Annotated in this window: 12 protein-coding genes and 2 pseudogenes; 1 reads left to right on the top strand and 13 read right to left on the bottom strand. The window is 36.3% G+C overall.

The genetic code is table 11. The annotated features are described in order from the left end of the window. The 4 genes and pseudogenes from H964_RS06385 to H964_RS13520 form a co-directional block, all read right to left on the bottom strand. A partial coding sequence (locus H964_RS06385) for a phosphoadenosine phosphosulfate reductase domain-containing protein (RefSeq protein WP_039765815.1) occupies positions 1–681 on the bottom strand: 681 nt, incomplete at its 3' end. A gap of 109 nt (positions 682–790) precedes the next feature. Further along, positions 791–1,789, bottom strand: a complete 999-nt coding sequence (locus H964_RS06380) for a WYL domain-containing protein (protein WP_039765814.1) — start codon at positions 1,787–1,789, stop codon at positions 791–793. After that, positions 1,776–3,089 carry a helix-turn-helix transcriptional regulator gene (locus H964_RS06375; RefSeq protein WP_039765812.1) on the bottom strand — a complete coding sequence of 438 codons (1,314 nt, stop codon included), beginning with the start codon at positions 3,087–3,089 and terminating at the stop codon, positions 1,776–1,778. The genes H964_RS06380 and H964_RS06375 overlap by 14 nt, the downstream gene beginning before the upstream one ends. Before the next feature lie 162 nt (positions 3,090–3,251). Further along, a pseudogene (locus H964_RS13520) lies at positions 3,252–3,412 on the bottom strand (TPM domain-containing protein); the annotation flags it as partial. Between the two features lie 941 nt (positions 3,413–4,353). Here H964_RS13520 and H964_RS06360 point away from each other — a divergent pair. Then, a pseudogene (locus H964_RS06360) lies at positions 4,354–5,318 on the top strand (Rpn family recombination-promoting nuclease/putative transposase). Here H964_RS06360 and H964_RS13210 read toward each other — a convergent pair. The 9 genes from H964_RS13210 to dnaA form a co-directional block, all read right to left on the bottom strand. After that, positions 5,310–5,432 carry a hypothetical protein gene (locus tag H964_RS13210; protein ID WP_272943683.1) on the bottom strand — a complete coding sequence of 41 codons (123 nt, stop codon included), beginning with the start codon at positions 5,430–5,432 and terminating at the stop codon, positions 5,310–5,312. The pseudogene H964_RS06360 and the gene H964_RS13210 overlap by 9 nt on opposite strands. 120 nt (positions 5,433–5,552) lie before the next feature. Then, positions 5,553–6,362: an SDH family Clp fold serine proteinase gene (locus H964_RS06355; RefSeq protein ID WP_039765805.1), complete on the bottom strand. Its 810-nt coding sequence runs from the start codon at positions 6,360–6,362 to the stop codon at positions 5,553–5,555. Between the two features lie 27 nt (positions 6,363–6,389). Continuing rightward, entirely contained in the window at positions 6,390–7,118 is a 729-nt protein-coding gene (locus H964_RS06350; protein ID WP_039765803.1) for a rhomboid family intramembrane serine protease, read from the bottom strand. Between the two features lie 141 nt (positions 7,119–7,259). Beyond that, complete coding sequence (gyrA, locus tag H964_RS06345; RefSeq protein WP_039765800.1) at positions 7,260–9,689, bottom strand: DNA gyrase subunit A; 2,430 nt, start codon at positions 9,687–9,689, stop codon at positions 7,260–7,262. A gap of 19 nt (positions 9,690–9,708) precedes the next feature. Continuing rightward, positions 9,709–11,628, bottom strand: a complete 1,920-nt coding sequence (gene gyrB / locus H964_RS06340) for a DNA topoisomerase (ATP-hydrolyzing) subunit B (RefSeq protein WP_039765798.1) — start codon at positions 11,626–11,628, stop codon at positions 9,709–9,711. 44 nt (positions 11,629–11,672) lie between these two features. After that, entirely contained in the window at positions 11,673–11,957 is a 285-nt protein-coding gene (remB, locus tag H964_RS06335; RefSeq protein ID WP_011915636.1) for an extracellular matrix regulator RemB, read from the bottom strand. Between the two features lie 35 nt (positions 11,958–11,992). Beyond that, positions 11,993–13,039, bottom strand: coding sequence for a DNA replication/repair protein RecF (gene recF, locus H964_RS06330; RefSeq protein WP_039765794.1), 1,047 nt, complete (start codon positions 13,037–13,039; stop codon positions 11,993–11,995). Between the two features lie 26 nt (positions 13,040–13,065). Continuing rightward, positions 13,066–14,169, bottom strand: coding sequence for a DNA polymerase III subunit beta (dnaN, locus tag H964_RS06325; protein WP_039765792.1), 1,104 nt, complete (start codon positions 14,167–14,169; stop codon positions 13,066–13,068). 220 nt (positions 14,170–14,389) lie between these two features. After that, on the bottom strand, positions 14,390–15,754 hold the full coding sequence (gene dnaA / locus H964_RS06320; RefSeq protein WP_039765791.1) for a chromosomal replication initiator protein DnaA: 1,365 nt from the start codon (positions 15,752–15,754) through the stop codon (positions 14,390–14,392). Positions 15,755–16,148: the final 394 nt, after the last annotated feature.

The raw sequence follows: 16,148 nt of genomic DNA, 5'->3' as shown, positions 1-16,148 counted from the left end.
ATTGATTTTAAATCTATTGATATATTCTATTGTAAAAGGAAACTCTAATGTTGTATCCCCAAATATATGAATTATTCGTGATGAACCTACTGCTCTGATGACTAAATTACTTACAACCGTCGAATCCTTTCCACCACTAAAAGAAACAAAAATCTCATCTTGCGAATATCCTTGAATAGCTTCTTTAATAAAATTTTGGGCTTCATTAGTTATGTAATCTAAGTGATACCTATTAGCTTCTATAAACCTTTCTTTCATCTCCTCAAATTGTTCATATTCTTTAGCTTTGTCTTGTTTCAAATATTCCTGAATCTTTTTGATTTTTTCGTTTGTTAAAGACTTATATAAACTTTTTTTATTGAACGTGATTTTTTCTCCATTTACAAAATACCTACTGCCTCCTAAATCTGCCCAGACAGAAGCACCTTTAAATGCAAAAGGGTCCTCAAGTAAAGTTTCCATCAAAAATCTTTCTTCTGGAAATACAGGTCGAACATCAGTTGATATTAAAAATCCTTTACTCCCACAAAGTTCACACCTTTCATAGTAAATAGGTACATTACAGATAGGACAAAAATATATTTTTGAAACTCCTTTGGTTTTTTGCCCACACTTAGGGCACTTAGAATCATATAAATCTTCATAAGTTATATTGCAGTGATTGCAATATCTAATAACCATTATTTATTCTCCAATAAATTCTGAGGATATTAACAATATTATACCACAAATTTAGCAAAAATGTGTTTGTATTTTTTGAACTTCAAAATCTAAAATCTTTTTATCTCTCTCACACCTTCTCCCCAAATCTCTCAAGAGCTTTTTTCACCCTTGAAATTATCTCATTTCTTATTTTCTCTGGCGAGATTACAACAACGTCCTTTCCCAAATACAAAATCCTTGACAACACCTCCGCCTCTTCAAAGGTGTAGTAGTAGATTGTAAGTTGGTGTTTATTTTTTTCTCTTAAAAACCTTGCCGATTTTTTGAAGGATGAAAAAAGACAAAATGCTCTTTCTAAAGCATTTCTTGTGTTCATAACCTCAAGTATTATTGGCTCTGGTGCTTGGGACTTTTTCAAAAACTCTTCATACTTTTTTGAAATTTCAGTTATAGTGAATTTTTTAGAGGTTAGTTCCAAATCATGAAGATTTTGAACAACACATTTTGCAAAGTTCTCAGAAGATATAGAGTAAATAATTGCATAGATCAAATCATCCTTGAGAGAATATTGAATCTTTACAGGAATCCCTGTTTCTTTAAATTGATGACCACTTCTTGTTATGTAAGTGTAGTTTATAGCTTTTTTTTCTAAAGCTGCATGAATTAAAATTCTTAGTTTCTTGCCAATCTCTTTTACCCATTCTCTTTTTACCACTTTGGAGTAGTTTTTAGGAAGCAGAATTTCTGGGTCAAACAGAAAATTGGTATTCACTTTTAACTTTTTTATCTTCTCAATTGTCTCATCTTCCAAAAAAAGATGCACATAACGGCTTGAAGTAATGAATTTCAACCACAAGAGTTCTATGTCTATGGCATAAGGCTCAATTGGCGCATCAATTCTTAAAGTTAAAAGAGAATCATCCTCTTTTTTTAGAAGATAAAGGTTTTTATTCTCTTCCTCATTTTTGTCCAAAACTCTTCTCTCTAAGCTTGGAAAATTACAATTGTACTTTTGTAAAATCTCTTGCACACCTCTTTGGGTGATTCCGCCATTTTCGTAAGCTGTGTTAATAATCTCTTCTAACGCCTTGTAAAATGTGCTTTTTATGCTACTAAATATCTCCATAGTTTCTCAAAATCTCCTTCCACTCTTCTATAATCTCTTGTCTGAGCTTACTTGAGGCTTCGCTGCCACCTTCAACAACAACCCTGTGTGAAAAGCTTCTAAGCCATGGTTTGAATTCTTTTAGGTTGCTAAGTTCATACTCAACAACAAATTCATTTTGGCTTACCTGCTTAATATCTGCGCCTTTCAGCTCTCTTTTTACCCTGTTTAACACAAAGTTGAAGCTGGCATCTTTATCATCAAGGATGAACCTTAGTTTTACTCTTTTAAACCCTGTTTTTTTGAGTGGAACAGACACAAAAAAGCACTTTTCTATAACTTTCCAGTATTCTTTGAAAATGTTTTTGTCAAATGTCTCATCTAAAATTTCTATTTTTTCTACCCTTGAAGCAGGAAGGGTATTTATTGCCCTTTCATTTAGCACAATAAAATACCATCTGCCAAGCTTTACATCGTAAATAATTCTGAGGGGAATACAAGTATACTCTTTGCTTTCATTTTTGCCTCTTGGATAATACCAAACTTTTGTTTTTCGACCTTCTGATGCCGCTTGCCAAAATCTCCACACAAGCTCTTCATCTAAAACATAATGATGAGGCACATATGTAAACCAAAATAGTTGATTTGCTTCTTTTACAAACTCTTCTTCACCATTTTTTAAAAGATATTTTTCCAAGCTCTCTTTTAAAAACCACCCCGGAACATTTGGTACATTTGTGTTTATAAAAAACAAAACTGAAAGGTAGATGTCTTTTATCTCATCTTTTGAAAACCCTGAAAAAAGTTTTTCGATTGTATTTGACAAGACATAAACTTTTTCTTTTTTTAGAAATTTTATAACGCCTATACTTTGCATTTCTTTCAATGTCCTTTTTATACTTGAGTCAATGGCTTTATCTTTTGTTCTTTCATCAAGCGCAAAGTATATCTTATCAACAATCTCATTTGTAGTTGCTCTTTTGTTTTTTGAAGAATTCAAAATCTGAAGAATCATGAAAAATAATGTTGTTTGAAGCGGAGTTGAGGTTTTTGAAAAATATATATTGATAAGCGGATTTTCTACTTCTTTAAAAAAATCTTCAACTATACATGGTAAAACTTTTTTGCCTTCTCTTTCAACCGATAGATATTCATCTTCTTTTAAAAACACTCTCATGCGCCGCAGCTCTTCATCAAATGTTCTTTTTCCTATCTTAAAAAGCTCAGCGTCTTCTCGTGAATAACATCCATATAAATACACAAGCCGTGAAAAGTTCCTAAGCTTGTTAAAGTCATTTATAAAAGGATTGAACTCTGCCATGGACTTTAACTTCCCCTTTTGTAATTTTCCTTCGTTTTTGAGATTTGTTCTGCGTAAAATAAACTTTGTCATATTAATAACATTATACCAAAAAAATAAAAGCACACAATAACATTAGCTGCTTGCACCACCGCCAGAAGAACCTCCGCCGCCAAAGCCGCCGAATCCTTCTAAAGTTTCAACAGTAACAACTACAATTTCTGCAGATGTGCTATCTTCTATTTTTTTGCCAAAGCTCTTATTTCATTCTCGTCAGAATCATCTATAAGGTCTGCATAGTCGAAAACGTAGCTATTTTCTTGAGGTTTTTGGGGAATGGTTGCAAAATCGCAAAGTGGTGAAAATATATACACAAAAAGTATTCCTGCAATGATAACTAATGCAATTAGCCCTTTTCTTCTTTTCACTATATTTTCACCTCTTTATATATACCACTTTTTTAAACAATTTACTATAGAGTCTAATCCAAATATTATAACGCTGAATCAGATAAAAAAGTTTTGTACAAAGTATAGAAATTGGATATAATACCTCGATGATTTGAATGCTGTTAAATAAATGAATATTTGTAACTTTCCTACTTTTTAACCCAAAAGGCTTATTTATAGACATCTTTTTATCGTTTTGCTTAGAAGCTATTCTTTTTTCAGATTGTATATATTTGCAAAAATTATGTATAAAACTGTTATTTTGACTAAAAGTCATATCCGTCGACCTCAAGTAGCAAAAATTTTGGGTTTGATTTGAACACGGTTTCAAGCAGATAGTACAAGTTTTTGGTTTGTTTTCTGGCAGCAACTGGATAGACGGAAAGGTATGAATGGCTTTTGCTTCTTGATTTTTCTGGGTTGACGCTACTTTTCCACAGATGTATTGATATAAAAACATTGACACCCTTGCATAAAGTTGATATAATAAAATCAAGCTCTCGAACGTGTTTGTAGCCTCCCCTTTGGGGATTGAAACCCTTTTAATGTGATTTGTTCAGCTTTTGCTTTTTTGCCGTTTGTAGCCTCCCCTTTGGGGATTGAAACACTGGCTCAATACTCCAGTTCTCAGGTGCCCTTTAGCTTTGCAGCCTGTCATTTGATGATTGAAAAATGAAATGAAATCTGTGGACTGCTTTTTGAAAATTGAAACAATCTTTATAAAACCTCAAACAAAGTTTGTGGTATAATTTAATTGGACAAAAACAAAATCAACATCTTTGCCTGCAGAGTGCAAAATCTTATTCTAAAAAACCATAAATTGGAGTGAAATTATCTTGAACCCCGAAATTCCACCAATGGAGCATGATACCACTTTTAAGTTCTTGCTCAAAAACAAAAAAGAGCTACTTCTTCTTGTAAAAGACATTCTCAAATATAGCTGGGCAGATGAAATAGATGAAGAGTCTATAGAATTTGATGACAGCGAATTTGTAACACAGCACTTTTCACAGCTCAGAGCCGATATTATTGCAAAAGCAAAGCTAAAAGACAAAGAAGTATATTTTTACATTCTGATTGAGAACCAATCAACAGTAAAAAGAGATATGGCACAAAAGATACTAAAGTACATGGTAAGCTTGTGGTGGAATGAGCTTAGCAAAGGATCTGAAAATTGCCGCCTGTTATACCAATAGTTGTGTACAACGGAATAAAGGAAAAATGGAATATTTCAACAGACCTGATGGAAGCATTTGAAACCTTCAAGGATGACGTGTTCAGATACAGAGTAGTAGATGTGTTTGAGATAGACGTCAAAAAGATTTTGGAAGAGGAGAAAGATTTGCTGATGCCGATAGTATTTTATTTAGAGCAGGTAAGAGAAGACAGGGATGAGCTGATAAGAAGGCTTTTAGAGGTTGAGAAGAATTTAGAGAAGCTAAGCAAAGAGAATATAGAAAGGTTTTTGAGGTGGGCATATTACATTATAAGACCGAGGTTATTAGAAGAGCAAAAAGAAGAATATGACAGGGTAGTGGAGAGAGTTAAAAGAGGGGGTGGAAAGAATATGGGTGATTTTGTATCAAATGTAGCAAGACTTCTTGATGAAGCAAAAGCAAAAGATTTTAACCTTGGACTGCAGCAAGGCCTTCAGCAAGGACTGCAGCAAGGTATTCGTGAAAGTCAAATCAAGATAGCCAAGAAGATGATACAAAAGGGTATAAAAGATGAAGAAATAGCCGAGCTTACAGAACTTGATATTGAGGAGATAAAGAGATTGAGGAAAGAGCTTTTAAATTGACAGCAAGAGATTTTTGCTACAAGCAGTTTTAAAACCTCCATTAATATACACCATAAATCTCTCTTTCAGTAAGTTAGAACCATACGCAGCGTAAATAATCTTCCCTTTTTCCACTCTTCTTCCCCTCTTTTTTTTGATTAAACAATTACCCAATACTCATTGCACTTGCCAATTGATAAATGGCAAAAGGTTACACTGTCGCAATCCTCTTGCCAACTTCTTGGGTTCAAAGTTTTATTTCCTTGGCTGCCATAAGTATTCAACAGACGGCTTTTTCACCACCGGCTGAGGGTAAAGACTCATAAGCTGCTGGATTTCCTTGTCGATGTCACATCGAACTTTCAGTCCAAGCTCTTTTGCCTTTTCATAGGTGATTGGATAGTCGTGAGTCCACCTGCCTTCAACAAGCTGGGTTGCTATATTTTCAGCAACATCATCTGGGTAGTTTCCGCTCAAAAGCTCCAAAACAGCATCTTTGGTTTGCCTTAGCGCCTTTTTAGCAACGTCTGCCAAAATCAGAGTTTTGTCGTCAATATCCGCAATTGGCTTTTGCTTTACAACCTCTAAGATTGACACAGCTGGAAACTCACCTATCTGCGGGTCAACAGGTCCCAAAACAGCATCCGGTGCCATTACAATCTCGTCCGCTGCAAGAGCAATGAGCGTTCCGCCAGACATTGCATGGTGTGGAACGTGAACTGTAACCTTGCCCTTGTGTCTTTTTATAGCCCTTGCAATTTGAAGCGATGCCAGCACAAGCCCGCCCGGTGTGTGAAGGATTATGTCAAGAGGAACAGATGGGTCTGTCATTGAGATTGCTCGAATTACCTCTTCTGAGTCGTTTATGTCGATGTACTTGTAAATTGGAAAGCCAAGAAAACTCATAGTCTCCTGCCTGTGGACAAGCAAAATAACTCTTGAACCTCTTTTTTTCTCTATCTTTGCAATCATCTTCTGCCTTGCAGATTCAATCATTCTTTGCTTCATTACAGGCTGAATAGATGTAATAATTAAATACAGTACTAATATATCCCAAAAACTCATACACAATCCTCCTTTAGTAGTCTATTATTAAAAGTATCTGTAATAGAAAATCTCATCGTCAAAGAAATTGTTGTATCTTCTATATTTTTTCTTAAACATATTGATAGTGAGCATACCAAATAAGAATCCACCTATATGAGCCCACCATGCAATGCCGCTTCCAAATACAGGTCCAAATAGTTCTAATATCCCAGATGACACCTGTGACAAAAACCAAAATCCAAGGAAAATGATTGCTGGAACCTCTATAAAAAGTGGAATAAACCCAATTGGAATCAAAGTTACAATCCTTGACAGAGGAAACATCAAAAAATATGCACCCATCACACCAGAGATTGCACCAGATGCCCCAACTGTTGGAACGGAAGATGTTGCATTGAAAAACCAGTGAGTAAGCGATGCTACAATTCCGCTCAAAATATAGAACATTAAAAACCTAAAGTGCCCTACTCTGTCCTCAACATTGTCACCAAAAAGCCATAGGCTCCACATGTTGGATATAAGGTGCATCCAGCTTGCGTGCAAAAACATAGATGTTAGAATTGAACCGATTGAAGCTGTGATTGCAAACAAAAGTCCATGTTGAAGATAGTAGGTAAACCTTTCTGGAATAAATCCATATCTGAGCACAAACTCCTCTGCCTTGGCTTGAGGCAGTGACACCTGGTATAAGAATACAAAAATATTTACCAATATAATTGTCCAGGTTACAAAAGGTTTTTCCCTGCTTGGAATTGTATCTTTTAAAGGTATCATATACTTTTCTCCTTTCACAGAGGTTTATAAAAATAATTCCTTTTTTTATTTCACATCTATAATTATTTATACCCCTCACAATAAAAAAAATTGGCTGTCACCTTAAAAACTTATTTAAAACTCTGACAGCCACTTTTTTTATTATTCTTCCTCTCTAACCCTTGCAATTGACGACACCTTTATACTATCGCCGTCTATTCGCATGAGTTTCACACCTTGGGTTGATCTTCCTTGAATTGGCACCTGATCTATTTCAAGCCTAATAAACACTCCATCAGTTGAGCACAGCATTATCTCATCATTGTCATTTACCATCTTTATATCAACAATTTTACCCGTCTTTTCTGTGACCTTGTATGTCAAAACTCCTTTTGCACCACGTTTTGTTTTCCTGTATTCCTCAATATCGCTTCTTTTTCCAAAGCCGTTTTCTGTAACGCACAAAAGATACTTTCCATCGCTCGCCTTTTCCATTCCAACCACAAAGTCGCCATCTTCAAGTGTCACACCTTTGACGCCTTGTGCTGACCTCCCCATAACTCTTACATCATTTTCATTGAAAACAACACAGTACCCTCCGCTTGAAACAAGAACCATCTCGTCATTGCCAGAGGTGAGTTTTACATCAATCAAGCAGTCATCCTCGGCCAAAGTTATTGCTTTTTTGCCCGCCTTTGTTGTATTTTCAAACTCGCTCAAAAGCACCTTTTTGATTGTTCCGTTTTTAGTGCACATCATCAAGAAACCTTCTTTAAAGTCCTTTACAGTCATGCAAGCTGTGATTTTTTCATCTTTGCCAATCTGAATCAGATTAACAATTGCCGTGCCTTTTGCCTGCCTTGATGCCTCTGGCACTTCATATGCTCTGAGCCTATACGCTTTTCCTTTGTCTGTAAAGAACAAGATGTAGTGATGAGTTGTTGTGACAAATACCTCTTCCACAAAGTCCTCTTCTCTTGTTGAGATTCCCGTTATACCCTTACCGCCTCTCTTCTGGCTCTTGTATGTGTCAAGCGGAAGTCTTTTGATGTATCCAAAGTGTGTAAGTGTAATTACTGTGTCTTGTTCTTGAATAAGCTCTTCTTCTTCAAAATCTTCTTGTTCATCTTGAATTATCTTTGTCCTTCTCTCATCCTTGTACTTTTCTTTTATCTCCAAAATCTCTTTTTTAATAATCTCCTTCACCATTGCCTCATTTGCAAGCACGTTCTTGTAATACTCAATCATCTTAAGAAGCTCTGCAAGCTCTTCTTCTATCTTTTGTCTTTCAAGCCCGGTAAGTCTTTGCAGTCTCATATCAAGTATTGCTTGAGCTTGGACTTCAGTAAATCCAAACCTTTTAATGAGTCTTTCCTTTGCTTCATTTACTGTCCTTGATGAACGAATGATTGAGATAATCTCATCTATATGGTCAAGTGCTTTTTTGAGCCCTTCTAAGATGTGAGCCCTCTCTTCAGCTTTTTTGAGGTCATATTTTGTTCGTCTTACAATTACATCCTTTTGATGTTCAATGTAGTAATTTAGCATATCCAAAAGAGTCAGGACCTTTGGTTGGTTGTCCACAAGCGCAAGCATGATTATTCCAAAGCTGTCCTGAAGCTGGGTGTTTTTGTATAGCTGTTTTAAAACTACATTTGCATCTGCATCTTTTTTTATTTCAATTACAATCCTAAGACCTTCTTTGTCAGACTCATCTCTTATATCAGAAATTCCATCTATCCTTTTCTCGTGAACAAGCTCGGCAATCTTTTCAATAAGCCTTGCCTTATTGACCATGTAAGGAAGCTCTGTTACAACTATTCTCTGTCTTCCTTTGGAGGTCTGCTCAATTGTTGCTTTCGCCCGTACGATAATTTTTCCTTTTCCGGTTGCATAAGCATCCCTTATACCCTTTTTGCCGATGATATACCCGCCTGTTGGAAAATCAGGCCCTTTGATTATTTTCATTATGTCATCTAAGCCTGCATTCTCATTGTCAAGTAGGTACACAATTGCGTCAATCACTTCTGCAAGGTTGTGAGGCGGTATGTTTGTTGCCATACCAACCGCAATTCCCTGGCTGCCATTTACCAAAAGATTAGGAAACCTTGATGGCAAAACCTTTGGTTCTTTTGCCGATTCGTCAAAGTTGGGCATGAAATCAACTGTCTCTTTTTCAATGTCGCGAAGCATCTCGATAGCAATTTTGCTCATACGCGCTTCAGTGTAACGCATAGCAGCTGGAGGGTCTCCATCTACCGACCCAAAGTTTCCATGTCCGTCAACAAGCGGATGGCGCATGGAAAAGTCCTGTGCCATTCGAACAAGGCTTTCGTACACAGCAGCATCGCCGTGCGGATGGTATTTGGCAAGAACATGCCCGACAACAGTTGCAGATTTTCTGTAAGGCTTGTCAGGTGTAAGACCTATCTCGTTCATTGCATAAAGTATTCTTCTGTGAACAGGCTTTAAGCCATCTCTCACATCTGGCAGCGCACGGGACACAATTACGCTCATTGCATAGTCTATATAGCTTCGTTTCATCTCTTCTTGTATTTCAACAGGAATTATCCTGAAATCAAGCTCTTCCATTTAAAACTTTTGCCTCCTTTTATATATCCAAATTCCTTACATATTTAGCATTTTTCTCAATAAACTCTCTTCTTGGCTCTACTTTTTCGCCCATCAAAATTGTGAAAATCTCCTCTGCCATGACAGCATCTTCAAGCTCAACTCTCAAAAGAATCCTCCTTGCAGGGTCCATTGTAGTCTCCCACAGCTCTTCTGCGTTCATCTCACCAAGACCTTTGAATCGCTGAACCTGGGCATCCTTCATCTCTTGCAAAATTTTCTGAAGCTCTTTGTCGTTATACGCATATCGAACCTGTTTTCCTTTTGTTATCTTGTAAAGTGGTGGCTGGGCAATGTAAATGTGGCCGTTTTCTATAAGCGGTCTCATGTACCTGTAAAAGAAAGTAAGAAGGAGCGTTCTTATGTGAGACCCGTCAACGTCAGCATCTGCCATTACGATTACTTTGTGATATCTCAGTTTTTTAAGGTCAAGGTTGTTTCCAATACCACAACCCAATGCCTGAATTAAAGGAAGTAGCTTGTCATTTGAATAAATCTTGTCAGGGCTTGCTTTTTCAACATTTAGCATTTTTCCCCAAAGCGGTAAGATTGCCTGATAACGCCTGTCTCGTCCTTGCTTTGCAGAACCACCTGCAGAGTCACCCTCAACTATGAATATCTCGCACTTTTCAGGGTCTTTTTCTGAACAGTCTGCAAGTTTTCCTGGAAGGTTTGAGCTGTCTAAAGCAGATTTTCTCTTTATAACAAGCTCTCTTGCCTTTCTTGCCTCCTCGCGTGCTTTTGCCGCCAACAGTGCCTTATCTATTATCTTTTTTGACACATCAGGATTTTCCTCTAAAAATGCTGCAAGCTTTTCAGAAACTAAATTTTCAACTGCCCAGCGTGCCTCGCTGTTTCCAAGCTTTGTTTTGGTTTGGCCTTCAAATTGCGGCTCGTGAATCTTAACAGAGACAACCGCTGTCATGCCATCTCTTATATCTTCACCTAAAAGCTGATTGTCTCCTTTTACAAAGTTATACTTTTTTGCATACTCATTAACCGCTTTTGTCACAGCAGCTTTAAAGCCAACCAAATGTGTACCGCCATCTATTGTTGCAATGTTGTTTGCAAATGAATAGATGTTTTCACCAAACTGGTCTGTGTATTGGATTGCAATTTCAACCAAAATCTGGTTTTTTTTGCCCTCAATGTAAATTGGCTCTGGATGCAAAACCTCTTTGTTTCGGTTTAAAAACTTTACAAACTCTGCAATACCGCCATCGTACTTTAGCTCAATTGTCTTTGGATTTTTTTCTCTCTCATCAGTAAATGTTATCCTTATCCCTTTGTTTAAAAATGCAAGCTCACGAAGACGCTGCAGCAACACGTCCGCGTCAAACTCAATTGTCTCAAAAATCTCATCGTCGGGCAAAAATGTAACTTTTGTGCCTGTCCGTTGTGTCTGGCCAATTACCTTTAAATTACAAACTGGCTTTCCTCTTTCATACTTTTGGTAATATACTTTGCCGTCTCTGTAAACTTCAACCTCTAAGTATCTTGAGAGTGCATTAACAACAGATGCACCAACACCATGAAGACCGCCAGAGACTTTATACACACTTTCATTGAACTTTCCACCTGCGTGAAGTACTGTAAATACTACCTCAACACCGCTTTTTTGAAGTTTTGGATGAATGTCAACAGGAATTCCTCGTCCATCGTCTAATACAGTTACAGAATTGTCCCTGTGAATGATAACATCAATGTTTTTGCAAAACCCTGCCATTGCCTCGTCAATTGCATTGTCAACAATCTCATATACTAAGTGATGAAGACCTCGCTGGGATGTTGAACCTATATACATTCCAGGACGTTTTCTTACAGCTTCAAGCCCTTCTAAAACCTGTATCTCACTTGCAGTATATTCTTGATTTGGATTTTTTGTTGTAGCCAACTTCATATCACCTTCCAAAAATAGAATTTTGAATAAAAATAAAATGACCTTTAACTTTCATCTAAGTAGTTGTCTACATAGTAATTAAAATTCAAAAACCTTTTTGCAATTGTTGTTGAGGACACAGGAGAGACAATAGCATACAGTCTTCCATCAATCTCAAGGATTATAATTGACTTTTTCAAATCATCGTTTATGACAACAAGCCTATCTTCGTTTTTAAGACTTTCCAAAATTCTTAAGTTATCTTCAGAGCTCATAAAAATGTCGTAGCTCATTATCAAAAGAAGCTCTGAACTGTTTACAACATAATCCTCACCTATATGAGCGAACATACCTTCACATCCCTATGGATTTTTTAAAAGAAGATTTAAAGTTGAATGAGATTTATATCATGGCTCAAAAGCCCTGTTTTTACTAAACTGTCTTTCTCATCTGCAGAGGTTATAATTGCTTGATAATCTTTACAAAGCTTTAAAACATTTTTTCTTTTTTCACTGTCAAGCTCTGAGAATATATCATCTAAAAGCAAAACTGGTTTTTCAAAAAGCTTTGCAGATGCAAGAGAGATTGCAATGCATGCAAACTTAATTTGGCCTTCTGAGGCATATTCTTTTGCATTTTGGCCGTTTATAAAAACATCAAAATCATCTCTGTGAACACCTTTGGTTGTAAACCCCATCTGAACATCCTTTTCAAACTGCTTCTTAAGTTGGCTGTAATACTCTTCCTCACTTGATGATGGAATAGAGGGTCTGAAGACAATATCAATTGTGCTTTTGTCTTCAAACACTTTGTACCAAATCTCCTTTGTTGCCTCAGACAACCTCTTTATTGTCTCTTCTCTTTTTTTTAATATCTGACAACCCAATTTAGAAAGCTCAATATCATACACATCTATTATATCCTTTTTATCATAACTTTTCAAAAAAGCGTTTCTGCTCATCAAGGCTTTTTGATAGTCTTGAAAGGTTTTTATCATGTAAGGGTATAGTTTTGCAACCTCCATATCCAAAAACTTTCGTCGCACTTTTGGGTCTTGCTTTATAAGCTCTGTCGAATCTGGCTCAAAATGCACAAATTTGAATTTTTCTATAAGCTCGGATAGCCTATTTATTTTCTTCTCATTTATCATTATTCTCTTTTGACCGAGCCTGTCTACATAGCATAATATACCATATTCAACGTCATTTGCTAAAATACTTGCTTCAAGCTTAAAATATTCGCTATCGAAACTGATGAGATTTGTATCCTTTGATTTAAAAGACTTTCCACAAAGACAAAAATATATAGCCTCAAGAAGGTTTGTCTTTCCTGAGGCGTTTTTACCTAAAATCAAATTTATTCCATCTTTGAACTCAAAAAACCTTTCCTTATGATTTCTAAAATTTTCAAGGTAAATACTCTTTATTATCATCTTTTCAAAACCCCAAATCAAAAAGCTTATTCTGGCATCTTAACAGGAAGCACAAGATAGATGTAGCCCTCATCCCCTTGCTGCTTTACAACGCTCGGGCTTGTAAGTGATGTAATGTAAATGTCTACTCCTCCATCTAAAACCTTTAGAACATCTAAAAAGTATTTAACATTAAACCCAATTCTGATGTCTTTTCCTTCAACATCGCAAAGAACATCTTCTTCGTACCTTCCATCTGTTGAATATGACATGACCCTGAACATCATACCAGAAACCTCAAATATAACAGCTTGGACATTTGTTTTCTCATCCTTTGAAACAATTGATGCTCTTTCAAGTGTGCTCTCTAAAACATCTGCTGAGATTGAAATCTTTGTTGAATACTCTGTCGGAATGACATTTTTATAGTCAAAAAATCTACCTGATATGAGGGTTACAATGACGCTGGTCGAGCCTATCTCAAACAGAGCCTGATTTTCAAAGAACGAAACTCTTACCTTTTCTGCTTCTTCAATGTCTATTATCTTTGTTATATCATCTAAGTTCTCAGCTGGCACAATCTTTGAAAACTCGCCGTCTACTTCAATTGGTTTTAATTTGCAAATTGCGAGCCTGTGCCCGTCCATACCGACGAGGTTTACACTATCTCCTTCTCTTTCAAAAAGCACTCCTGTAAATGTAGGCCTTGTCTCATCCTTAGATGTTGCAAATATAACCTTATCCATGGCGTCTTCAAACTCGGTTGCTGCAAACTCACAAAAGCTGTCTATCGGCTTTCTGTCCATCTTTGGAAAGTCAAGTGGGTCAAGAGTTGGGAGTCTGAACTCTATTTTCTGGCACCTGATTTTTACCTCGTTGTCCTCTCTTATTATTTCAATGTCGCCAGATGGAAGTTTTTTTACAATATCAGATAGAAGCTTTGCCTTGACAAGTGCTGCTCCCCTTTCTAAAATCTCTGCCTGAAATTCTGTTTGCATTTGCATCCTCATATCGTTTGTGGTAAATACAACTACATCTTCTGCTTCAATTAATACACATTCCAAAACTGATGTTACCTTTGTTGATGCTGCCGCAGGTATTACCTTGGAAATATTATCTTGCAGAGTGCTTTTGTCTACAACAAATCTCATTTTTGTTCCCTCCTCTTTTATTGGGGGTATTTGCACGCAAGCTTAAATAAAACTCTACCAGTAGTAGTACTAATAATACCTGTGGATAAGTTAAAAATGTGTGCAAGTCCTTGAAAAATGTGAATTTGAAAAGCTTAAAAACATTGTGGATAATTTAAGTGGTTTTCAACTAAATTCACTTGTGAAAAATCAAATTCACACATAAGTTATCCACAGTTGTTTATTCCCTGTTGATAAGTCGTTTTTTTAGGTTTTCCACAGTATTTCTTATGTTAGTATCCTTGTTGATAAGTTCTTTAATTTTTTCACAAGCGTGAAGTACTGTTGTGTGGTCTTTTCCGCCAAAGGCTTCCCCTATTTTAGGCAAGGATACATTTGTGAGCTCTCTTGCTAAGTACATTGCAATTTGGCGTGGGAATGCTACATTTCGAGACCTTCTTGATGATTTAAAATCTTCTAGTTTGATATTAAAATAACCTGCAACCTCTGCTTGAATATCTTCAATTGTGAGCTCTTTTTTGGTGTTTGTATCTATAAACTCTTTTAGGGCCTTTTCAGCAAGCTCTAAGGTGATTTCCTTGTCTGGTGCCATCAGCTTTGAGTATGCTAAGATCTTATTTAAGGCACCTTCGAGCTCTCTTATGTTTGTCTCAATCTTTGAGGCTATGAACTCTAAAATGTGCTGTGGAACTGGCGTTCCTTCAAGCTGGCACTTTTTGCTCAAGATTGCAATTCGCGTCTCAAAGTCAGGTGGCTGTATATCAGTTATAAGTCCCCATTCAAAGCGGGATCTGAGCCTGTCTTCTAATGTGTTTATTTCTTTTGGTGGTCTGTCTGATGATAGAATTATCTTTTTATTTGCTTCATACAGTGTGTTGAATGTGTGGAAAAACTCTTCTTGGGTCCTTTCTTTTCCACCTAAAAACTGGATATCGTCAATCAAAAGAACGTCGACGTTTCTGTATTTCATCCTAAATTCATCAGTCTTTTCATCGCGAATTGCTGCAATCAGCTCGTTTGTGAATATTTCTGATGTCACATACATGACCTTTGTATCAGGATAGAGCTTTAGTACATGGTGGCCGATTGCATGCATAAGATGAGTTTTTCCAAGCCCAACTCCACCGTAGATAAAAAGTGGGTTGTATGTCTTTTCTCCCGGTGGTGTTTCTGCAACTGCCAAGGCTGCAGCATGAGCAAGCCTATTATTGTTCCCAACTACAAAGGTTTCAAATGTGTATTTTGGATTTAAAGTTGTTGTGATTTCAACTTTTTCTTCTTGTTTTTGCTTTATGTACTTTTTGTACTTTTCAACCTCGTTTGGCAAGATTACTTTTAAACTCAAATGAGGTGAGTAAAGCTGCCTCAGTGCGTTTAAAATCAAAAGTGAATACCTGTTTATGACAATCTCCCTGTGAAAATCTGCAAATGCCTTTAGTATGAATGTATCATTCTCATCAAAACAGATTGGAACAAGAGTCTCCACCCATGTGTTGTATGAAATATCTGTCGGGCTTGGATTTAGCTCTTTTTTAATGACCTCCTTTATATCCTCCCATACTTTGTTAACGTCGTAATCAACCATTTTCAAATCCACCCTTTTGTATGTAATATAATTGGTTGTGGATATTTTGAGTATGTAAACAAAAAAATAATCGCCTAAATTCTTAGGCTTTATCCACAATGTTATCAACAGTTGTGGATAAATATTTTTCACAACCGAAATTTTGTTTTTAAATCTTAAGAGCACTATTAAATATATCAAAAAAAATTATTCACATCAACAAGAAAATTTTTTTTCGAGAATCAAATTTTCCACAGTGGAGAGATTATTTACACCCTGTTAAAAATCTGTGGATAAAATCTGTGGATATGTGGATTATTTCTGTTGATTAATTTTATGAAATTCTATTTTTCACATGTGAAAATCTAATTTAACAATGGTTAACCCAAAAAGATTTATTCTGACTTTGCTGTTT

Source organism: Caldicellulosiruptor sp. F32 (assembly GCF_000404025.1).
Lineage (GTDB): Bacteria > Bacillota > Thermoanaerobacteria > Caldicellulosiruptorales > Caldicellulosiruptoraceae > Caldicellulosiruptor > Caldicellulosiruptor saccharolyticus.
This window is presented reverse-complemented; position numbering and strand designations above follow the sequence as displayed.

Bases quoted from the DNA above. Each gene is read 5' to 3' on its own strand.
- H964_RS06380 (WP_039765814.1), bottom strand. From the start codon at position 1,789: ATGGAGATATTTAGTAGCATAAAAAGCACATTTTACAAGGCGTTAGAA.
- H964_RS06375 (WP_039765812.1), bottom strand. From the start codon at position 3,089: ATGGCAGAGTTCAATCCTTTTATAAATGACTTTAACAAGCTTAGGAAC.
- H964_RS06355 (WP_039765805.1), bottom strand. From the start codon at position 6,362: ATGAGTTTTTGGGATATATTAGTACTGTATTTAATTATTACATCTATT.
- H964_RS06350 (WP_039765803.1), bottom strand. From the start codon at position 7,118: ATGATACCTTTAAAAGATACAATTCCAAGCAGGGAAAAACCTTTTGTA.
- gyrA (WP_039765800.1), bottom strand. From the start codon at position 9,689: ATGGAAGAGCTTGATTTCAGGATAATTCCTGTTGAAATACAAGAAGAG.
- gyrB (WP_039765798.1), bottom strand. From the start codon at position 11,628: ATGAAGTTGGCTACAACAAAAAATCCAAATCAAGAATATACTGCAAGT.
- remB (WP_011915636.1), bottom strand. From the start codon at position 11,957: ATGTTCGCTCATATAGGTGAGGATTATGTTGTAAACAGTTCAGAGCTT.
- recF (WP_039765794.1), bottom strand. From the start codon at position 13,039: ATGATAATAAAGAGTATTTACCTTGAAAATTTTAGAAATCATAAGGAA.
- dnaN (WP_039765792.1), bottom strand. From the start codon at position 14,169: ATGAGATTTGTTGTAGACAAAAGCACTCTGCAAGATAATATTTCCAAG.
- dnaA (WP_039765791.1), bottom strand. From the start codon at position 15,754: ATGGTTGATTACGACGTTAACAAAGTATGGGAGGATATAAAGGAGGTC.